The sequence below is a fragment of the Flavobacteriaceae bacterium HL-DH10 genome (assembly GCA_031826515.1).
Taxonomy (GTDB): Bacteria; Bacteroidota; Bacteroidia; order Flavobacteriales; family Flavobacteriaceae; genus Thalassobellus; species Thalassobellus suaedae.
Map to the genome: position 1 here is coordinate 276369 of CP134536.1, position 21805 is coordinate 298173.

Below are 21805 nucleotides of genomic sequence, written 5' to 3' on the forward strand. Positions count from 1 at the left end.
ATGACCCTTTTTTCAATCTCCTTGGGTATTATTATGCTGAAAATTATTTATAATTAATCTAAATAAAGATTGCTTGTCTTTTAAATAAAAAATATATTTGCAATCTATTTATAATTAATCTAAATAAAAATAAATGAAAATTATTACACTACTCACAACTTTTTTATTATCATTTTGTGCCATTTCCCAATCAAGTCTAAAAGGTAAGATAACGGATGAAATGAACCAACCGATTTTTGGTGCAACAATTTATATTCCAGCCTTGCAACAAGGTACAACAACAGATTACAATGGTAATTATGAATTGCCCAATATTAATGAAGGGACTTGGGATGTTAGTTTTAGAATGTTAGGGTATCAAACCGAAACTAAAAAAATTACTTTCACCAAAGATATTGCTATTGTCTTAACAATAATGTTAGAAGAAAATTTAAGCAATTTGGATGAAGTTGTGGTTTCAGCTAGCAGACGTTCTGAGTATCTTTATGAAATTCCTGCTTCAGTAAGTGTTGTTAATGAAGCTAAATTACAGGAACTTTCAAATTCGACATCTAACATCAGCGAAATATTAGAGTTTGCAGTACCTGGTTTAGCAGTTTCAACGGGTACGTTTTCCAATTGGGGGCAAACATTACGAGGACGTTCGCTTTTAGTGATGGTTGACGGAATTCCTCAATCGACTCCTTTACGAAACGGACAGTTAGGCATTAAATCCATAAGCCCAAACGATATTAGCAGAGTTGAAGTGATTAAAGGTGCTACTTCGATTTTCGGAAATGGTGGTAACGGTGGATTTATAAACTACATCACCAAAAAGCCAAATGCAACCAAAAAAATTGAAGGTTCAACAAATGTTTGGGGAACATCTAACTTGGTTAAAACTAAAGATGCATTAGGTTTTGGGATTTATCAATCTTTAAAAGGAAATTTGAATAAGTTTAATTACTATGTTAGTGGAAGCTACGAGAAAACAGGTAATAAACATGATGCCGATGGCGATATTATTCTTCCTACTTATGGGTTAGATAATACAAATATATATAGTGCTTTAACTAAATTAGAATATCAAATTTCTGATAATCAAAAAATAACATTAGGCGGAAACTTATACAAATCTGCTCAAGACACGCCTTTTGTTCCTGTTCCAGCAGAATTTGAAGTTTTTAATGAAGAAGGCGATTATACTTTAACTCCAGGTTATGGTATTAAAGGTTCTGTAGAAGGACAAGAACCTACAGGGTCGACTCTTTTTAACGGACAATTGCAGTACAGTTTAAGCAATATATTTTCGGGTACTACAGATTTCATGACTGATCTTTACTACCAGAATACCGAAAATATTTTCTTTTATTCGGATAAATTTGAAAACGGGGGGCAATCGGTAATCAATGCCGAAAAATATGGTTTAAGACCTAATTTTAATACAAGCATTAGCCCAAATAGCACTACTGATATTGCTTTAACATACGGTTTAGACTTGCTAAAAGACAAAACCAATCAAGGGCTTTTGGATGGCAGGTTATGGGTACCGAATATAGCCATGTTGAGTTGGGCGCCTTACTTCCAATCAACTATCAAGCTTAATGATGAATGGGTTGTTAAAGCAGGTTTAAGATACGATGATATGAATCTAGATATAGATAATTATAACACATTACCATATTCACCTCTAGGTGATGGAACCTTCAACCCTTCGGTGGCTGTTGAAGGTGGTAAAATAGGTTTCAACAACTTAGCCTTTAATGTTGGGATTCGTTATATTAAACATCAAGAGTTTATCCCCTATATAAGCTACTCTCAAGGGTTTTCCATTGCCGATTTAGGTTCTGTATTACGTTCGGCTACTGCAGATAATATTAATGAGATTCAATTGGAGCCAGCAGTAACAAAAAATTATGAATTCGGATTTTTATCTAAATTCGACAACTTTATATTAGAAGCGGTTGGATATTACAGTATTTCTAATCTAGGAACTGGTGTTAGGTTTGATGAAAACGTTAATTCTTTTGTACCTTCTAAACAGCCTCAAAATATTTTTGGTGGCGAAGTCGCTATCGATTATGCTGCTTTTAACAATAAACTACAATTGGGGACTTCTTATTCGTATGTTGAAGGTATTACGCATAGTGCTGACAACGAAAACAATTTAACCTATTTAGGAGGTGATGTTATTGCTGCGCCGAAGTGGACAGCCTATGTTACCTGGAAACCTATTGCCAAAATAAATACGTCTCTGCGAATGACCAATTTAGGTAACAGAAACCGATTTGACCCGTATTTAGATGCCAATGATAATTACACCTTCAGACATACTCAATTTCCAGTTTCAGGATATACTTTGCTTAATTGGTCTCTAACGTACCAGTTAAAGTCTAATATGTCTGTATCTCTTGGTGTCAATAACCTACTGAACGAATATTACTTGCCAGCAAGATCACAATGGGCGGCACCTTTAAGAACCTTTACGGGTACAGGCGAAGGGGCAAACGCTAAATTAAGTATTCACTATAACTTTTAATTTTATACAAGACCCAAAGCTGGTAAATTTACTAGCTTTGGGTTTTGTAAATTTTAATCCATATCATTGCTATCACTTAATAAAATAATACGTAAAACACATCTTTGGCTGGGTTTAACTTGCGGACTAGTAGCTTCTTTTTCTGGACTTACTGGGGCGTTGTACGTATGGCAGCCAGAAATTACAGCATTACTTAATCCTCATTTGTTAAAAGTTAAAAGTATTTCGGACATTGATGAAGCAACAATCTTAAAATCTGTTGCTACTTTAACCGAAAACATAAAAGACAGTATTGATAAAATTTACCTGCCCTATCGAGAACAGCAAACCATCTCCATTCTGTTTAAAAATGGAAAAACAAACTACTATCACCCAGTAAACCAGGATCTTTTAGGTAGTAAATCAACTTCCATTTCCTTTTTTGAAAACTTATTGAATTTACATCGTACCTTAGGGATTCCTAAAATAGGCAATTATATTGTAGGGACTAGTGCTGTTTTATTCTTCCTTTTTATTTTAACTTCAGGTATCTATATTTGGTGGAAAATGTTCGCTCATAATTTTCGAAAAGGATTTAAAATAAAATGGAAATCAAAAAAAAAGAAGTTCAATTTTTCTTTACATAAAGTATTAGGCATTTATTTTTTCACACCTCTTTTTGTAATAGCCTTTACGGGTGCTTATTTCACTTATAATACATTCTATAAATCTGCCTTAAAATTTTTTGATGAATTTAAGAACACACAAGTAAACGAAACAATAAAGACTAGCGAAGACTTCTTAGAGTTTAGTGACGTATTAAATAACTCGAATGAAACTTATGCTTTACGTGCCATTTATTTCCCTAAAGATAGCACCAGTGATTATAGATTTAGATATATAAAAGACCGTTTTATAATAGCTGGATTTCGAAAAACAAAAGAAGTAGAATTAAGCTTAGATGGCAAAAAAACTACTTTGTCCAATTTTAAATTTGATACCAATAGCAAACGTATTGCAGCACAATTTTATCCTATTCATATTGGTGAAATTGCAGGGTTATTCGGAAGGGTTTTGGTATTTATTTCTGGGCTTGTTCCAATTCTACTATTTATAACGGGCTTTAAGGTCTATAAAGCAAAAGGAAAAAGAGCTTAAGAATTGAGTATTTTCTCGACAATGAAACTATTGCGATTCTCCTGTGCACTTAAAAACTTCTAACTTACTTATACTCTTTATACAACATTTCAAAAAATTTGAATTAATCAATAACTCTTTATAGCTTATTAAATTAATTATATTTATTTTTGTTTAAAGATAAAACATAAAAAGTGAACAATATTAGAACTAACTTTAGCATTAAAGATTTAGAAAACCTTACTGGTATTAAAGCACACACCATAAGGATATGGGAAAAACGCTATAATTTACTTAGTCCAAATAGATCTGAAACCAATATAAGAAACTACAGTATAACTAGCTTTCAAAAACTTTTAAATATATCTTATTTAAACAACAATGGACTTAAAATTTCTAAAATAGCAAGTCTTAAAGAAGATGAAATACCTATAAAAGTTAGAGAAATAGCCTCCAGAGCTAAAGTAGAAGATCATGCCATAAATGCATTAAAAATGGCTATGATTAATTTTGACCAAGTTTTATTTTATAATACTTATAATAACTTAATTGAAAACAAAACATTCAGCGACATTTTTTATACTGTTTTTCTACCGCTTCTAAATGAAATAGGTCTTTTATGGCAAACCAATACTATAACGCCAGCTCACGAACATTTTTTATCCATTCACATTAAGCAAAAAATTCTTTTAAATATTGAAAAACTTCAAAGCTTAGAACCAAAACCCTTATCTAAATCTTTCGTGCTTTTCTTACCAGAAAACGAAATCCATGATATAGGTTTATTGTTTATCAACTACCAACTACGAAGCAAAGGCTACCATACTATCTTTCTTGGTGAAAGTGTCCCTATGGAAAGCTTAACAGATTTGCTTGATTTCTTTGAAGAAGTTACATTCATCTCTTATTTTACAGTATATCCAGAAGTAGAAAATATTCCTAATTACATTAATAAATTTAGCGATTTATTGCTCAACAAAGAAAACACGAACTTATTCCTTTTAGGTAATAAACTAGCAGATATAGATATATTTAATTTACCTAAAAAAGTTAAAACTTTCACTTCAATAGAAAATTTGGTAAAAGATTTATAAATACACTTTTTATTTGTTTAACTTTTTGCTATATTTGTTAAACAATATGAATAAAACTGTAAATATAATTGGTTCAGGATTCTCCTCTTTAGCAGCATCATGCTATTTAGCTAAAGCGGGATACAACGTTACTATATTTGAAAAAAACAAGACTATAGGTGGTCGTGCAAGGCAACTAATTAAAGAAGGATTTACTTTTGATATTGGTCCAACATGGTACTGGATGCCAGATGTTTTTGAACGATTTTTTAATGACTTCAATAAAAAACCTTCAGACTACTACACTTTAGAAAAATTAAACCCTGCTTATAGTGTTTATTTTGATAAAGACGACTTTATAACGATTGAAGATACTTTAAGTAAAATTAGCATAGCTTTTGAAAAAGAGGAATCAGGTAGCTCCATAAAATTAAATAAATTTATTGAAGAAGCTAAAAGCAATTATGATGTTGCTATTAAGGACTTAGTTTACAATCCTGGTATCTCTCCAACAGAGCTCATTACACCTACAACGATAAAAAAGATTAATCAATTTTTTAGCACTATAAAAAGAGATGTTAGAAAAGAATTTAAAAACCCTAGACTCGTAAAGATTCTGGAGTTTCCGGTATTATTTCTAGGCGCAAAACCAAGTGACACACCTTCATTTTATAGCTTTATGAATTATGCTGATTTCGGACTTGGTACATTTCACCCTAAAAAAGGTATGTATCAAGTTATTCTTGCTATGGAAAATTTAGCAAAAGAATTAGGCGTAAATATAAAGACTGAAGAAACTATTGAAAAAATAATTGTTGAGAATGGTGTTTCAAAAGGGATTATTTCCAATGGAAAAGCATATAAATCTGATGTAGTTGTTAGTGGCGCTGATTACCATCATACTGAAACACTTTTAGAGAAACCAAACAGACAATATTCTGAAAACTATTGGAATAAGAAAACATTTGCCCCATCTTCTTTACTTTTCTATGTGGGGTTTGATAAGAAACTAAAAAATGTAAATCATCATACTCTATTCTTCGATGTAGATTTCGACATTCATGCTCAAGCCATTTATGACAATCCGAAATGGCCAGACAACCCTTTATTTTATGCCAGTTTCCCAAGTAAAACAGATAAACATGTTGCTCCAAAAGGAAAAGAAGCTGGTATTTTTTTAATCCCACTAGCGCCTGGGCTTGAAGACACTCCTGAATTAAGAGAGACTTATTTTAATAAAATTATTAATCGTTTTGAAAATTTAACGTCACAGAATGTAAAAGAATCTATTATATTTAAAGAAAGTTTTTGCATCAATGATTTCATAAAGGATTACAACTCTTATAAAGGAAATGCTTATGGTATGGCAAATACCTTAATGCAAACAGCTTTTTTAAGACCTAAGCTGAAAAGTAAAAAAGTGAAAAATCTCTTTTTTACTGGTCAGCTAACCGTTCCAGGACCAGGTGTACCACCGTCACTTATTTCTGGAAAATTAGTAGCAGATTTAGTAACCAAATACCATAAATGAAATGAAAGCAATTTTTGATACCGTTTCTTATAATTGTAGTAAGCTCGTTACTAAATCATATAGTACGTCCTTTTCACTTGCAACAAAAATGCTTTATAAAACTATTCGAACAGACATTTATAATATTTACGGTTTTGTTAGGTTTGCTGATGAAATAGTAGATTCATTTCACGATTATGACAAAGAAATGCTATTCAATAAATTTAATGACGACTTAGAAAGTGCTTTAAAAGATAAAATAAGCTTAAACCCGATATTAAATTCGTTTCAATATACATTTCATAAATATAATATTGAGAAAAGTTTAGTTGATGCCTTTATGAAAAGCATGCGGTTAGATTTATACAAAACAGATTATTTAACCAATGAAGAATATAAAGACTACATATATGGTTCTGCTGATGTAGTAGGACTTATGTGTTTAAAAGTTTTTGTAAAAGGAGATCATGAAAAATATGAAGAACTTAAAGAGACAGCTATGGCTCTTGGTTCAGCATTTCAAAAAGTCAATTTTTTAAGAGATTTAAAAACTGATTTTGAAGGTTTAAACAGAACATATTTCCCAAATACAGACTTAAAAAATTTAGATGAAAACTCTAAAAAAGATATTATTAATGATATTGAAAACGACTTTGAAAAAGGTCTTAGCGGTATAAAAAAACTACCCATTGAGGCCAAATTTGGTGTTTTTATGGCATATCGCTATTATAGACAGTTATTAAAAAAGCTAAAAAAGACACCCGCTTTAAAAATAAAAGATACGAGAATACGAGTTTCTAATCCTAAAAAAATTGAACTCTTAATGCGTAGTTATGTTAAATATCAACTAAATTTAATGTAAATTAAAAATAATGAGCACTTTACTTTGGATATTAGTTTTTTTAGCAACCTATTGTTTCATGGAATTTATGGCTTGGTTTACCCATAAATATATCATGCATGGTTTTTTATGGCGTTTACATAAAGACCATCATAAAAAAGATCATGACAGCTGGTTTGAACGTAATGACGCTTTTTTTATCTTTTATGCTATTGTGAGCATAACTTTTTTTCTTCTTTGGAAATATAACGACTTATGGATTGGTTTACCTATTGGTATTGGTATTTTCGCTTACGGTTTCTCTTATTTTATGGTACATGATATTTTTATTCACCAACGCTTTAAATTGTTTAGAAATGCTAATAATTGGTATGCAAAAGGCGTAAGACGTGCACACAAAATGCATCACAAACATTTAGGCAAAAAAGATGGTGAATGCTTTGGAATGCTATTTGTTCCTTTTAAATATTTCAAAAAACAATAGATGGATTCTTTATATCTTCTATTAGATTTAGGTTCATTATCAATTCCTTTTATTTTTAGCTTTCATCCTAAATTAAAGTTCTACACATATTGGAAATCTCTATTTGTAGGTATCCTTTTTAGTATGCTTATTTTTATTCCTTGGGATGTGTTTTTTACAATTAAAGGTATTTGGGGGTTTAATTCAACTTACTTATTAGACCTAAAAATTTTTCATTTACCTATTGAAGAATGGCTGTTTTTTATTTGTATTCCATATGCTTGTGTATTTACACATTACGCACTACTCTACTACTTTCCTAATTTAAAATTATCAAAAAATATTACAAAAATTATAGGACACACGTTGACACTATCCTTTTTAATAATATCTATTTATAATTATGATAAGTGGTACACCTTTATAAATTTTTCTTTAGCAACTATTCTAATATTTATTGTAACAAATAAAGCTCCTAAACTACTTCAATCATATTTTTTAACCTTTTTGGTTATGTTTATTCCCTTTTTAATTGTGAATGGTGTACTAACAGGAAGTTTTATAGAAAATGAAGTGGTTTGGTACAATAATGCTGAAAACTTAAATATCAGAATATTTACTATACCTATTGAGGATAGTATTTATGCATTTACACTTATTCTTTTAAATTTATTCGTTATAAGTTTAAAACAGAATTCAAAAAAATAAACTTTAAGCATTTACTATATTTATAGGATTTCCGTTTAAATAAGCCTTTAAATTTTCAACCGTAATATTCATTAATCGCTTTCTGGCTTCTTTAGGAGCCCAAGCGATATGTGGGGTAATTATACAGTTTTTTGCTTTTAATAATGGATTATCAGCTTTAATGGGTTCTTCTGAAACTACATCAACAGCGGCTCCAAAAACTTTTTCTGAATTTAGAGCATCAGCTAAATCTTGCTCTACTACCAAACCACCTCTTGCTGTATTTAAGATCATCACACCGTCTTTCATTTTCATGATATTCTCTGAATTAATAATACCTTGAGTACTTTCAATAAGTGGACAATGTAAACTTATAATATCTGATTTAGCAAACAACTCGTCGAGGTCTACTTGTTTACATGTAACAGATTCTAATTCTATTTTTTTACTTCTATTATTAAATAAAATCTTTAAACCAAAAGCCTGAGCTAATTTACTTGTAGCTTGTCCAATACTACCAAAACCAATTATTCCCAAAGTTTTACCTTCAAGCTCTATTAATGGAGAATTCCAAAAACAAAAATCTGGAGATTTTGTCCATTGACCATTTTTTACAGCCGTACTATGACCACCAATATGATGACACATTTCTAGAATTAATGCCATTGTAAACTGAGCCACAGAAATGGTACTATATGCAGGAACATTAGTAACTATAATTCCTTTTTCTTTAGCAGAAACAATATCAATAACATTATAACCTGTAGCCAATACTCCTATATACTTTAAATTTGGAGCCTTTTTTATTACTTCTTCTGAAAGTGGCGTTTTGTTGGTGTAAACAATGTCTGCATCACCAATTCTTTTTATAATTTCTTCTGAATCAAATGGCGTTCTATCATAAACTAACAAATTTCCATGCTTTTTCAAAGTGTCCCAACTAAGATCACCAGGATTTAAAGTATAACCATCTAAAATTACTATCTTCATATTTGCTTTGAATTTAATTAATAGCAACCATCTTTTAATTCAATAGATGATCTATTGTATCTCTAACTAAATCACTATTCCAGTTGGCAGCACCATTTTTATCTATAATGATATTACCCTCTTTATCTATTAAAAATGTTCTTGGAATAGATATAATATTGAAAAATTCTGGATATGCTTCCTGTGGTCTAACCACCTTAAAGGTGTAATTATTTTTCTTTAAAAACGGATTAATCTCACTGTAATAATCTGTTGTTATAAAAACAAAATCCACTTTATCTTTATAATCATTATAAAGCTTTTGCATACTTGGCATTTCTGCAATACAAGGTGGACACCAAGTTGCCCAAAAGTTTATTAAAACAACCTTTCCTTTATGCGCTTCAAAATTAAAAACAGTGCCACTTTCATCTTTCAGCTTCCAATTATAATCGACTAATTTCTTTTGATTTTTATCTGTTTCTATTGAAGGGCTTATTAAAGCAAATCCTTTTTGAAGAAATACTTGAATGGGTTGACGTGCTTGTGGAATAAAAAACAAAGCAATAACTATTAAGAAAATGATATTATTTCTTTTTTGTTTTGTGATTTTCATTTGTTCATTTTATAAATTTTAAATAAAAAAGCATAGTCTCTATGTCGAAACTATGCTTTTTATCTAACAAAACAAATTATCTAATTATTTATCTCATAACTTCTCCTGACAAACTTGCAACGGGTCCATCTCCCATTGCAATAGTCACATGATCTGCTGCATCTGATGGCACAACATGAGCCAAAGGTTTTAATGTAAATGGTGCTGGACTATTATCTGGATTAGGTTCAACAGAAATAACAATAGTTGCTCCTCTCAAATTTGTAGGAAAGGTTAACCCTGATGGTGCATTTTGCAGATAATCTTCTCCTGGAAATGCAGGACCATCTCCTAAATCACCTTTAAACAATGTTGTTGTTGCATTGTCGTCAAAGTCATCAACATCAGTAAATGTCCCTGAACTTACGGGTGTACCATTAATTACAGACCAGCCTTCATACTTCCATCCGTTTGGCAAAACAGGTAAGTCTAAACCAACTGCTGGAGTCCCACTTGAAAGATCCAAAAACCATACGCCACTTAATTCATCATTATCTGAACCATTAGTTGGAGTTGCTAAAATATATTTACCAGAAGATGTGCTAAAATCCGCTACAATTCCGTTAGAACTCACGTTTGCGGTGTCTCCAGAAAAATCACCTGCTAAAATTTTGGTGTCTGCTGGAGCAGGATCTGAATCTACAGCAGGTTCTATAGATAATACAAACTTTGTAGCATTAGCCAAATTATCAGCATCAACACTAAAAGATTGAGGGAATGTTACTGAAGTAAATGTTCCTGTTGAAATAGGAGCTCCATTAACAATAATCCAACCTTCGTAAACAAAATCATTACCTAAAGCCTCTAAACCTGACAAATTCAAAGTTAAATTAGCCGTTTTAGATACCGTATCATCATCATCACAAGATGCAGTTAAAATTCCTATTGCTATAATTGCAAAAAACATTTTTTTTATCATCACTATTTTTTTAAAGTTATTTATACTTCAAAAGTATAGCTAGATACTTTTATAAAATGTTAGCTAGCTAACACTAAGCAATGTTTTTATAAATTCTTATTTCTTTTCTGGAAAATTCGATGATTTTTTCTTCTTTTAATTCATTTAATAGAATGTTTAATGTCGGTCTTGAAGTTCCTATTAAACAAGCAATATCTTTTTGTGTATAAGGGTGAGGAATTACTTTATCTCCAGTTTTTTCACAATCGTAACCATAATCTTCACATAACTCCTCTAAAAAATCAAGAAGACGTGTTTTTGTGTCCTTAAACAACAACAACTGTAAACGTCTCTCTAGCTTTTTTAATTTAAAACCAATTATCTTATATATTTTAAAGCTAAACGCTTGATTATCTCTCATTAAACTATGCATAGTCTCTACTCCTATTGGGCAAATATTAGTCCCATTATCAATAGACTGAGCAAATTCTTCACGTTTAGTTTCTCCAAGAATAGCTGTTTCTCCAAATAATTCTCCTCGGATTAAAATAGCTTTAACAACTTCTTCTCCATCTTCACTATAGTAACCAATCTTTACTTTTCCTCTTTCAATTAAATATACCTTATTAGAGCTATCTTCTTCAAAATATATATAGTCCTTCTTTTTATAGGCATCAAAACTATGATTAGCTTTATAAGCCTTAAATTTATGCGGGCATAGTTTTCTAAAAAGATTTACATCATCAAAAAACCAAATAGATTTCATCTGTTTACTTATTGTTTAATTAGCCCTATAAATGTCGGAAAAAACACGAACAACTTACAAAAAAAAACATAAAAAAGCCTCCCTATTTAGGAGGCTCTTCAATATAAAATCATTCTATATTATTCTTCTTCATCAGAAACAACTTCTTTTTCTTCTTGAATACCATCTAACAAATTATGCTGTTGTAACAAATTATACCATTGCACAACCTTTTTAATATCACTAACATAAACCCTATCTTCATCATAATCTGGTAAAATATCAAAGAAATATTCCTCTAATTTATCTTTACTATCTTTAGGCTTAACAGATGTTTGTTCACCGTTTTCCTTTTTCATAATAGTTTCAAAAATTTGTTTTAGAGGCACTTCTTCTGTCAACGTATAAATAGCAATCTCACTTAATACACTAACATTTTGTCTAACACCAATAGATATACGTTTTTTATCTATTAATGATTCTGCAACAAAACCACCTCGCGTTTGAGTTACTAATTTGTACAATCCAGGTTTTCCTCCTATTGCTAATATTTTATCTAAACTCATAAATTATTCTTTATTAAAAGTCGCAAATATCATCTGTTTATTGATGCCTTGCAAATATTATCTTTTCTTTTTTTGAGCAGGAAAACGCATTCTGTAGTCTACATTTATTTTTCCTTTTGAAATATTACTCAATCGTCCTTTTATTAAGCGTTTTTTTAAAGTAGAAAGTTTATCAGTAAATAAAACACCCTCAATATGATCGTATTCATGTTGAATAACTCTAGCTATCAAACCATCAAAAACTTCTGTATGCGGTTTAAAGTTTTCATCCACATACTCGATTGTTATTTTTGGCTGTCTAAACACATCTTCTCTAACATCTGGTATACTTAAACATCCTTCATTAAAAGCCCACTCATCGCCTTCTTCTTTGGTTATTTTAGCATTTATAAAAACACGTTTAAAATCTTTTAAATTATTTTGTTCTTCTTCAGACAAATCTTCATCTTCAGAAAAAGGGGTTGTATCTACTAAAAACAAACGAATTGGCAAGCCTACTTGAGGTGCTGCCAGCCCTACACCAAAAGCATTATACATAGTCTCAAACATATTTTCGAGCAAACTATCCAGGTTAGGATATTCTTTATCTATATCAGCTCCAACCTTTTTTAAAACAGGATCGCCATAGGCTACAATAGGTAAAATCATTGTTTAATTTTAAATTTCAGCAAAAATACAATACTTATAATTTATTAAATGTATTAATTGCACAAAATATTACTTAGAATATAGGTAACTCTGTAGAATGAGTGTTGCACTAATTTCATCTACTAGGGCTTTATTTTTACGCTTATTCTTTTTTAAACCACTATCAATCATAGTTTGAAACGCCATTTTAGAAGTAAAGCGCTCATCAACTCTTTCTATTGGGATATTAGGGATTTCCTTTTTTAATTTATCAATAAAAGGAAGAATATATAATTCGCTCTCTGAGGCAGTATTATCCATTTGTTTGGGTTCACCAATTAAAAACAATTCAACCTTTTCTTTAATAATATAGGCTTTCAAAAACGGTATAAGCTCTTTTGTACTAACTGTTGTAAGCCCAGAAGCAATAATTTGTAACTCATCGGTTACTGCTATGCCTGTTCTTTTGGTACCATAATCTATTGCTAATATGCGAGCCATATATAAGTTTTAGGCAAAAATAATGTATTAAAATAAAAAAGACCGTCTTTTTAAGACAGCCTTTTCAATAGTTTAACCTTGAATATTAATATTTGAATAGTATTTATTTTTAAGCTTTAATAGCTTTATTAATTTTAGGGAATACCAATTTAATGTTATCCACATTTCTTACACGGTTTAAGTAAATTCTAATATCACTACTACTACGTGCTATAGATCTTTTTAATTGAGAAGCATCAATTAATAAAACTTCATTTTCACTTACTTCTACTGTTGAGTTTTCAACAGTTACAATAAGTTGGCTATCGTTATTAGAAACAGTTACAGTATCATTAGTTTCAACTTTAACTACTTCTGAAGTACTTTGTGCATTTGCAAAAGAAAAAGAAAGTAATAAAATTAATAATATGTAAAAATTTGTTTTCATCTGTTTATCATTGTTTGATGATTCAAATATATATCCAGATTAAGGGTTGCACACAAAATATTAGTTGTAACTCTTTGAATTTTCGATTAGTAGTGGAGTGGCAAATTTCTACCGACAAACAGATAAAACACTTATTTTATTCGATGAAACACTACATTCTTTGCATTTCATCTATAACCTAATTAGACGAAAAGATAAAAAGCATCATTCTATCTATTAAAAGCAACGAACAATTACTAGCATTTTACAGATAAACTATCTTATTATTATACCTATTTCCTTCCCATTTTTAATTGATACCTATTATATTTGTCAAAAATTAAATTACAAATGACTGAATTAAGAGATATTATAGAACAAGCTTGGGAAAACAGAGCCCTTTTAAAAGAAGAAAAAACTATTACAGCCATACGTAAAGTTGTAGATTTATTAGATAAAGGTGAGCTAAGAGTTGCAGAACCAACTAACGATGGTTGGCAAGTTAATGAATGGGTAAAAAAAGGTGTTGTACTGTATTTCCCGATTCAAACTATGGAAACTATAGAAGTTGGCCCATTTGAATTTCATGATAAAATTCCATTAAAAAAAGGATATAAAGAAAAAGGTATTAGAGTGGTACCACATGCAGTAGCAAGACATGGTTCATACATTTCTCCAGGCACTATATTAATGCCAAGTTATGTAAATATTGGTGCTTATGTAGATGAAGGTACTATGGTTGATACATGGGCAACTGTTGGTAGTTGTGCTCAAATAGGTAAAAATGTACACTTATCTGGTGGTGTTGGTATTGGTGGTGTTTTAGAACCATTGCAAGCAGCCCCCGTGATTATTGAAGATAATGTTTTTGTAGGCTCTCGTTGTATCGTTGTTGAAGGTGTACATGTAGAAACTGAAGCCGTATTAGGTGCAAATGTTGTTTTAACAATGAGTACTAAAATTATTGATGTAACTGGAGATGAACCTATAGAAATGAAAGGTAGAGTTCCTGCCCGTTCTGTAGTAATTCCAGGAAGTTACACTAAAACGTTTGCTGCTGGTGAATATCAGGTACCATGTGCTTTAATTATAGGAAAGCGTAAAGAAAGTACCAACAAAAAAACCTCATTAAACGACGCACTTCGTGAAAACGACGTGGCTGTTTAATTTTTTTAAATAGCTTTATTTCATTTTTACTAGTTTCATTTTTTTTAATTGATGAGAAATGAAACTAGTAATTCTCTGTTTTACTCTTATAAATAAATAACACATTTAAAATATGAAAATTGTCATTCTTGCTGCTGGTATGGGTTCTAGGTTAGGTAATCCTTTCCCTAAACCTTTAACACCTTTAAAAAATGGGAAAAGCATAATGAAAATGCAAACCGATAATATAGCTTCGAGATACAATATTGATGACATAAGTGTGGTAGTTGGTTTTAAAAAAGATTTAATAATGGAACGCTTTCCTGAGCTTTCATATGTTTACAATCCATTTTTTGACAGAACGAATACTTCAAAAAGTCTATTACAAGTTTTAAAAAAGAATAGAGATAAATCTGTACTTTGGTTTAACGGCGATGTTGTGTTTGACGAAAAAATACTCGATATATTAAATCCTTTCATAGAATCTAACCAATCATTTGTTGCAGTAAACACTAGTAAGGTTGCAGATGAAGAAGTGAAATATACTTTAAAAGAAGGTTTTATAGATGAATTATCAAAAACAGTAGAAAACGGACTTGGAGAAGCCGTTGGTATAAACTTCATTTCATCTAATGACATTCAAGATTTCATAAAACGACTAGAAGAATGCGACGCTAATGATTACTTTGAAAGAGGCTTAGAATTAGCTATTGAAAAAGATAATCTAAAAATAAAAGCAGTAGATATTTCTAAATACAATTGTATGGAAATAGACTTTATTGAAGATCTTGAAAATGCAAATAATTTGTTATAATGAAGGCCATTCTTTTCTGCCAGAATAATTATGCTTTTGGAATTCTAGAACCTATAAAACAAGTTTTAGAATCTAATAATGATAATTACATTTGGTTTATTAAAGAAAAGATTCTAAACGACTTTCCTCATAAAACAGATAATTTTACCACTAAAATCTCTGATTTGGAACATTACAACAGCGATGTTATTTTTGTACCAGGAAACGAAGTGCCTTACTTTTTAAAAGGCTTGAAAACTCAAGTTTTTCATGGCTTAGCTGGAGAAAAAAAAGGTCATTTTAGAATACGTCATTATTTCGATTTATATCTTACACAAGGCCCTTATTTCACAAATAGGTTTAATGAATTAAAGAATACTCATAAAAATTTTGAAGTTATTGAAACCGGTTGGCCAAAACTAGATGTTTACGGACAAGGAAAAAACAAATACAATACATACAAAACAGAATTGCTTGAAAAGCATAAAGCAAAAAAAGTTATTCTTTATGCACCTACGTTTTCACCAAAACTAACATCTGCTCCATTTTTAATTAACCAAATCAAACGTCTTGCTAATAATTTAGATTATATCATTCTATTAAAATTTCATCCATTAATGGATAACGATTGGATTAATCGATATAAAGAATTAGCCAATAAAATTCCAAATATCATATTCCAAGACGAAAAAAATATTATAAAATTTTTATTGATTTCAGATATATTAATTAGTGACACGTCGTCTGTTATTTATGAATTCATTTTACTTGACAAACCCGTAATAACATTTAATAGTATTTCTGAAAACATTAAATGGGAAGACACTAGTAATTATGATGAATTAGTAGAATTAGTAGACACCAATTTAACTAAAGACCCTTTTGCTAAATCAAGAGCCTTTATTGTTAAACAGTTTCACCCCTATAACGATGGTAAATCTGCTCAACGCATGGTCGAAGCTGTCAAATCATATATCAATAAAAATGGAGTTCCTAAAAAAAGAGAACTTTCATTTTTAAGAAAATTAAAAATACATTCCAAGTTTGGAAGACCTCATAAAAAATAGAACTCAAATCTATAATTATATTTGAAAAATATCAGCCCAAAAATATCAGCTCTAATGATAACTTTTAATGAAGTTAATCATATTGATGACGTTATAAAGAACATCAGTTTTGCTGATGAAATTATAGTTATAGACTCCTTTAGCACCGACGGAACCATTGAAAAATTAAAAAGTCATAAAAATGTAACTACTATTTGTCGTGAATTTAAAAACTTCACCGATCAAAGAAATTTTGCATTACAACAAGCTTCCTATGATTGGGTTTTATTTATAGATGCTGATGAACGCATAACTCCATTATTACAAAAAGAAATTATTACTGAAATTAATAAACCTTATAATGAAGTGGTTGGTTTTATGTTTAGACGCTTATTCTATTTTAAACAAAACCGAATACGCTTTAGTGGTTTTCAAACTGACACCACATATCGATTATTTAAAAAGGAGTTTGTAAAATATAATGAAACAAAGATTGTCCATGAAATGCCCTTAATTAATGGAAAAAGTAAAGTTTTAAAAAGTAAAATGCTACACTATTGTATTGATAATGCTAATCATTACAAATCTAAAATGGAACATTATGCTTCACTTAAAGCATTGGAACTTTTTAAAAAAGGAAAAAAACCTAATTTCTTTCATTTCTACTTTAAACCTTTTTATAAGTTTATTTATAACTATTTTATTAGACTTGGTTTATTAGACGGAAAAGAAGGTTTTACACTGTGTTATTTAAGTGCCTATGGTGTATATTATCGTTATGTAGAGTTAAAAAAGCTTTACAACTAAGGTTTCCAAAACTTAAGCTTCTGTTTTAATCTCTTTTTTCGATAATATCTTTCCTGAAAAGCTTCAGTTTCTTTCCACATTAAATTGAAGATTTTATTATAATCTTCACCTGTGCATTTTGCATACTCATCACTCATAACTTCCACCATAGATTTATGTATGGTAAGCCTTGTGAAATTTTTAATTCTAGTTTCAAAATCTAACGGTCCAAAATTCATTCTATTCAAATCAACTAAATAAAAATCATAAGTATCACCATTTTTTTTAATCAAAGTGTTTCCAGGAGAATGATCTAAAAAATTAATTCCCTTTTCGTGTAAAGTAAAAGTAAATCTTGTAAAGGCTCTCAAAATAGTATCATAGTCAGGAATACTAAAATCTGTTGTAAGTTCCCTATAGGTTAAATCACATTCTAATTGTTCGCTTACATAAAAACTCTTCTTAAAAAGTAATGGCGTTTTAAACTCAAAAAAAGCAATAGGTTTCGGAGTACCAATACCCATTTTTAGTAGTTTTTCAGCATACTCATATGACCGTTGCGCTTTACTTTTTCTGAAAAAATTATAAACTATTTGATTAACAATATTAGGAATTTTAAATGCTTTGATATTTAAATTAATAGTATCAATCTTAATTATTTTGATAATATTACGTTTACCAACACCGCCTTCTAAAGCATCAAAATCGTGAATTATTTTAGTTAAATCTTCATTAAAAACTTTATCTAAATCTTTACTAAAAACCGTTACTTCTTTCATTTAAAATAAAATAATATCAAATATTTTTTAAAACTCAATCTACTCTAGCTTAAAGTAAATACAATATAAATTTCTGTTGTAAATTTACACCGTTGCAAATATAAGATTCATAAAATGAATAAAGAAATAAACAAAGCTTTAGAAGTTTTAAAAGATGGAGGTATTATACTTTACCCTACAGATACCGTTTGGGGTATTGGTTGTGATGCTACAAATACCGAAGCAGTAAAAAAAGTATATCAATTAAAAGAACGCGAAGACAGCAAAGCTCTTATTTGTTTGGTAGCAGATGACAGAATGTTGAAAAAATACATAAAAGAAGTTCCTGAATCTGCTTTAAATATTATTGATATAACTGATAGGCCTACAACTATAATTTATGATGATGCACAAAATTTAGCCGATAATTTAATTGCAGATGACGGTTCTATTGCTATTAGAATTCCTGATGATGAGTTTTGTTATCAACTCTCTAGAAAACTTAATGGTGCTATTGTATCAACCTCTGCAAACATTAGTGGGCAACCCACACCAAAATCGTTTAAAGAAATATCTCAAGAGGTTTTAAAAGGTGTAGACTATATTGTAAATTTGCACCACGAAAAAATCTGTGATAAACCATCTTCAATTATTAAATTGAGTAATAATGGTGTTGTTAAGATTATACGTAAATAAAATAAGCCACGAATTCACAAATATTTATGTCTAATATTGTTTATAAAGATGAAAGTTATGCCATCGTTGGTGTTCTTTTTGAAGTATATAATAATTTAGGAAGTGGTTTCTCTGAAATAGTATATAAAGATGCTTTAGAATATGAGTTTAAGATTAGGGATATTCCTTTTCAAAGAGAAAAAGAATTCACTGTATCTTATAAAGACATTACATTAAAACACAAGTTTTATGCTGATTTTGTGGTCTTTGATAAAATTATTTTAGAAATAAAAGCAATAGAAAATTTAAATGATAAACATATATCACAATCTATCAATTACTTAAAAGTATCAAACTATAAATTAGCTATTCTAGCAAATTTTCATAAAGATTTTCTAGATCATAAAAGAATAGTTTTATAATAATTAGAAAAGCAATAGCTAAAAAGAAAACATTCGTGCATTCGTGGCAAAAAAAATGAATTACAAAGAAGCATTACAAAACCCTATTTTTAAAATTATATCAAAGTCTGCTAAAGAATTAAATTTAGACAGTTATGTTATTGGTGGATTTGTTCGTGATTTTATTTTAAAACGAGGTAATGCAAAAGACATTGATGTTGTTGCCATTGGAGATGGTATAAAACTAGCGAAACAAGTTGCTAAAAACCTACCAAATAAACCAAACGTTCAAGTTTTTAAAACTTATGGTACTGCCATGCTTCGGTATAACGACATAGAAATTGAATTTGTTGGTGCTCGTAAAGAATCTTATGATGAAAACAGTAGAAATCCGGCAGTAGAAAATGGCACTTTAGAAGACGATCAAAACCGTCGTGATTTCACTATAAATGCACTCGCTTTAAATTTAAATGAAAACTGTTTTGGAGATTTACTAGATCCATTTAATGGGATTCAAGATTTAGAGCATAAAATAATTAGAACCCCTTTAAATCCTGATATTACATATAGTGATGACCCTTTACGCATGATGCGTGCCATCAGGTTTGCCACGCAACTAAGCTTTAAAATTGAAAAAGAAAGTTTAGAAGCCATAAGTCGAAATTCAAGTCGAATTAAAATCATTACTAATGAACGTATTGTTGTAGAACTTCATAAAATTTTAGAAAGCAAAACACCTTCTATTGGTTTTTTACTTTTAGAACAAACGGGATTATTACAATATATTTTACCAGAACTTACTGCTTTAAAAGGTATTGATGAAGTTGAAGGACAACGTCATAAAGATAATTTTTACCACACTTTAGAGGTTGTCGATAACATTTCTAAGAACACTAATAACCTTTGGCTACGTTGGGCTGCTTTATTACACGATATAGGAAAGGCTCCAACTAAAAGGTTTAGTAAAAAAGTAGGCTGGACATTTCATACTCATGAATTTGAAGGTTCAAAAATGGTATATCATTTATTTAAAAGGCTAAAAATGCCATTGAATGATAAAATGAAATTCGTTCAAAAGATGGTGTTTATGAGCTCCCGCCCTATTGTACTCGCTCAAGATATAGTAACAGATTCTGCGGTACGTCGGTTGGTATTTGATGCGGGCGATTATGTTGAGGATTTAATGACACTTTGTGAAGCTGATATTACAACTAAAAATCCTAAAAAATTTAATAAATACCATAACAACTTTAAAATAGTCCGCGAAAAAATTGTTGAAGTAGAAGCACGCGACCATATTAGAAATTTCCAACCTCCAATTTCTGGCGAAGAAATAATTGCTGCTTTTAATTTAAAACCATCTCGAGAAATCGGTATTATAAAAGAAACGATAAAAGAAGCCATTTTAGAAGGAGAAATCCCTAATGAATATGAAGCTGCTTATGCGTTAATGATTAAAGAAGGAAATAGATTAGGGTTAAAAAAAGCTAAATAACACTTGTCATTCCTACGAAAGAAGGAATTCAAAAACAATAAAGTTTCAATTAATATGATTCCTGACTTCGCAGGAATGGGAAAGAAATGAAAAAAGACAACAAAAAAGTAATTTACTGGTTATTAACAGGATGCCTATTAATTTTCATTATGGTAGTTGTAGGTGGTATTACCAGACTTACCCACTCTGGACTTTCAATTTCAAATTATAAACTTATTTCTGGTACCATTCCTCCTATGAATGATGTTGAATGGCAAGAAGCCTTTGAATTATACCAACAATATCCAGAATATCAAAAACTAAACAATCATTTTTCATTACAAGATTTTAAAGATATTTACTTCTGGGAATGGTTACACCGTTTTATTGGTAGAATGATTGGATTAATATTTCTCATACCTTTTTTATATTTCTTAATAACCAAACAACTCAGCAAACCAACCATAAAAAAAGCTATTATTTTATTAGGAATGGGAGCCTTTCAAGGGTTTATGGGTTGGTACATGGTTAAAAGTGGCTTGGTTGACAATCCAGACGTAAGTCACTACAGATTAGCAGCGCATTTAACAACTGCTTTTGTAACGTTTGCTTATACGTTTTGGGTGGCTTTAGATTTAATGTATCCTTATAAAAAAGAAATTGATAATAAGTTTAGAAACTTTATAAGAATAGCACTTGTTGTTTTGTTATTACAAATTATTTACGGGGCATTTGTAGCGGGATTAGATGCTGGTTTTATTCATAATCACTGGCCGATGATGAGTGAAGGCAAATTTATGCATCCAACCGTATATATTGAACAAAATCCTTTGTACAAAAACTTTATAGAAGGCAAAAGCGGTGTTCAATTTGTTCATAGAATATTAGCTTTCATAGTCGTTTTATTTATTTTCTTTATTTGGAAAAAGTCTAAAACTATTGAAATCACAAAACTGCAATCTAAAGCTATAAAAAGTCTCTTAATTATACTAGGAGTTCAATTTATTTTGGGAGTGTTTACCATTTTATTACATGTTCCCGTTTGGCTAGGAGTAGCACACCAAGTGGGTGCTTTTTTCTTGTTAAGTGCGATGACATTTACCTTGCATCGCTTTAGTAAATAACTAAAATAGCATACATTTGCACTTTAA

The 21805-nt window shown here is 30.1% G+C and carries 24 protein-coding genes; 15 read left to right on the top strand and 9 right to left on the bottom strand.

What is annotated here, in order from left to right; all coding sequences use genetic code 11:
• The first annotated feature begins 133 nt into the window (after positions 1 to 133).
• The 7 genes from RHP49_01115 to RHP49_01145 all read left to right on the top strand — a co-directional run bounded on the left by RHP49_01115 (position 134) and on the right by RHP49_01145 (position 8229).
• On the top strand, positions 134 to 2518 hold the full coding sequence (locus tag RHP49_01115; protein WNH12866.1) for a TonB-dependent receptor: 2385 nt from the start codon (positions 134 to 136) through the stop codon (positions 2516 to 2518).
• Between the two features lie 66 nt (positions 2519 to 2584).
• Positions 2585 to 3655 carry a PepSY-associated TM helix domain-containing protein gene (locus RHP49_01120; protein WNH12867.1) on the top strand — a complete coding sequence of 357 codons (1071 nt, stop codon included), beginning with the start codon at positions 2585 to 2587 and terminating at the stop codon, positions 3653 to 3655.
• A gap of 173 nt (positions 3656 to 3828) precedes the next feature.
• Positions 3829 to 4728 carry a MerR family transcriptional regulator gene (locus RHP49_01125; GenBank protein WNH12868.1) on the top strand — a complete coding sequence of 300 codons (900 nt, stop codon included), beginning with the start codon at positions 3829 to 3831 and terminating at the stop codon, positions 4726 to 4728.
• A 46-nt stretch (positions 4729 to 4774) separates the two neighbouring features.
• The gene (crtI, locus tag RHP49_01130) at positions 4775 to 6238 is read left to right on the top strand and encodes a phytoene desaturase family protein (GenBank protein WNH12869.1); all 1464 of its coding nucleotides are present in this window, start codon (positions 4775 to 4777) and stop codon (positions 6236 to 6238) included.
• 1 nt (position 6239) lies between these two features.
• Positions 6240 to 7079 (top strand): phytoene/squalene synthase family protein, encoded by an 840-nt coding sequence (locus tag RHP49_01135; protein WNH12870.1) that lies wholly within the window; start codon positions 6240 to 6242, stop codon positions 7077 to 7079.
• Positions 7080 to 7089: 10 nt separating this feature from the next.
• Complete coding sequence (locus RHP49_01140) at positions 7090 to 7542, top strand: sterol desaturase family protein (protein ID WNH12871.1); 453 nt, start codon at positions 7090 to 7092, stop codon at positions 7540 to 7542.
• Complete coding sequence (locus RHP49_01145; protein WNH12872.1) at positions 7543 to 8229, top strand: lycopene cyclase domain-containing protein; 687 nt, start codon at positions 7543 to 7545, stop codon at positions 8227 to 8229.
• Between the two features lie 3 nt (positions 8230 to 8232).
• Here RHP49_01145 and RHP49_01150 read toward each other — a convergent pair whose 3' ends face one another.
• The 8 genes from RHP49_01150 to RHP49_01185 form a co-directional block, all read right to left on the bottom strand.
• Positions 8233 to 9198, bottom strand: coding sequence for a D-2-hydroxyacid dehydrogenase (locus RHP49_01150; protein ID WNH12873.1), 966 nt, complete (start codon positions 9196 to 9198; stop codon positions 8233 to 8235).
• 34 nt (positions 9199 to 9232) lie between these two features.
• Entirely contained in the window at positions 9233 to 9793 is a 561-nt protein-coding gene (locus RHP49_01155; GenBank protein ID WNH12874.1) for a redoxin family protein, read from the bottom strand.
• 88 nt (positions 9794 to 9881) lie between these two features.
• On the bottom strand, positions 9882 to 10739 hold the full coding sequence (locus RHP49_01160; GenBank protein ID WNH12875.1) for an anti-sigma factor: 858 nt from the start codon (positions 10737 to 10739) through the stop codon (positions 9882 to 9884).
• Between the two features lie 85 nt (positions 10740 to 10824).
• Positions 10825 to 11496 carry a Crp/Fnr family transcriptional regulator gene (locus RHP49_01165; GenBank protein WNH12876.1) on the bottom strand — a complete coding sequence of 224 codons (672 nt, stop codon included), beginning with the start codon at positions 11494 to 11496 and terminating at the stop codon, positions 10825 to 10827.
• A gap of 119 nt (positions 11497 to 11615) precedes the next feature.
• Positions 11616 to 12041 carry a DUF5606 domain-containing protein gene (locus RHP49_01170; GenBank protein WNH12877.1) on the bottom strand — a complete coding sequence of 142 codons (426 nt, stop codon included), beginning with the start codon at positions 12039 to 12041 and terminating at the stop codon, positions 11616 to 11618.
• A 57-nt stretch (positions 12042 to 12098) separates the two neighbouring features.
• Positions 12099 to 12689 (bottom strand): peptide deformylase, encoded by a 591-nt coding sequence (def, locus tag RHP49_01175; protein ID WNH12878.1) that lies wholly within the window; start codon positions 12687 to 12689, stop codon positions 12099 to 12101.
• Between the two features lie 69 nt (positions 12690 to 12758).
• The gene (gene ruvX, locus RHP49_01180; protein ID WNH12879.1) at positions 12759 to 13169 is read right to left on the bottom strand and encodes a Holliday junction resolvase RuvX; all 411 of its coding nucleotides are present in this window, start codon (positions 13167 to 13169) and stop codon (positions 12759 to 12761) included.
• Between the two features lie 109 nt (positions 13170 to 13278).
• Positions 13279 to 13596, bottom strand: coding sequence for a hypothetical protein (locus tag RHP49_01185; GenBank protein ID WNH12880.1), 318 nt, complete (start codon positions 13594 to 13596; stop codon positions 13279 to 13281).
• A gap of 330 nt (positions 13597 to 13926) precedes the next feature.
• Here RHP49_01185 and RHP49_01190 point away from each other — a divergent pair, with 330 nt between their 5' ends.
• The 4 genes from RHP49_01190 to RHP49_01205 all read left to right on the top strand — a co-directional run bounded on the left by RHP49_01190 (position 13927) and on the right by RHP49_01205 (position 17367).
• Positions 13927 to 14742 carry a 2,3,4,5-tetrahydropyridine-2,6-dicarboxylate N-succinyltransferase gene (locus RHP49_01190; protein ID WNH12881.1) on the top strand — a complete coding sequence of 272 codons (816 nt, stop codon included), beginning with the start codon at positions 13927 to 13929 and terminating at the stop codon, positions 14740 to 14742.
• Positions 14743 to 14854: 112 nt separating this feature from the next.
• Positions 14855 to 15535: a phosphocholine cytidylyltransferase family protein gene (locus RHP49_01195; GenBank protein WNH12882.1), complete on the top strand. Its 681-nt coding sequence runs from the start codon at positions 14855 to 14857 to the stop codon at positions 15533 to 15535.
• Complete coding sequence (locus tag RHP49_01200; protein ID WNH12883.1) at positions 15535 to 16581, top strand: CDP-glycerol glycerophosphotransferase family protein; 1047 nt, start codon at positions 15535 to 15537, stop codon at positions 16579 to 16581. Before RHP49_01195 ends, RHP49_01200 begins: the two co-directional genes overlap by 1 nt.
• A 54-nt stretch (positions 16582 to 16635) precedes the next feature.
• On the top strand, positions 16636 to 17367 hold the full coding sequence (locus RHP49_01205; protein ID WNH12884.1) for a glycosyltransferase family 2 protein: 732 nt from the start codon (positions 16636 to 16638) through the stop codon (positions 17365 to 17367).
• Here the strand turns inward: RHP49_01205 and RHP49_01210 are convergent.
• On the bottom strand, positions 17364 to 18125 hold the full coding sequence (locus tag RHP49_01210; protein ID WNH12885.1) for a lipopolysaccharide kinase InaA family protein: 762 nt from the start codon (positions 18123 to 18125) through the stop codon (positions 17364 to 17366). The genes RHP49_01205 and RHP49_01210 overlap by 4 nt on opposite strands.
• Before the next feature lie 114 nt (positions 18126 to 18239).
• Between RHP49_01210 and RHP49_01215 the strand changes: the two genes are divergently transcribed.
• From RHP49_01215 to RHP49_01230, 4 genes are all read left to right on the top strand, one after another.
• The gene (locus RHP49_01215) at positions 18240 to 18800 is read left to right on the top strand and encodes an L-threonylcarbamoyladenylate synthase (protein ID WNH12886.1); all 561 of its coding nucleotides are present in this window, start codon (positions 18240 to 18242) and stop codon (positions 18798 to 18800) included.
• Between the two features lie 26 nt (positions 18801 to 18826).
• Positions 18827 to 19201 carry a GxxExxY protein gene (locus RHP49_01220; protein WNH12887.1) on the top strand — a complete coding sequence of 125 codons (375 nt, stop codon included), beginning with the start codon at positions 18827 to 18829 and terminating at the stop codon, positions 19199 to 19201.
• Between the two features lie 55 nt (positions 19202 to 19256).
• On the top strand, positions 19257 to 20675 hold the full coding sequence (locus RHP49_01225; GenBank protein WNH12888.1) for an HD domain-containing protein: 1419 nt from the start codon (positions 19257 to 19259) through the stop codon (positions 20673 to 20675).
• Positions 20676 to 20761: 86 nt separating this feature from the next.
• A complete protein-coding gene (locus RHP49_01230; protein ID WNH12889.1) occupies positions 20762 to 21778 on the top strand; it encodes a COX15/CtaA family protein in 1017 nt (338 codons plus the stop codon).
• Positions 21779 to 21805 lie beyond the last annotated feature (27 nt).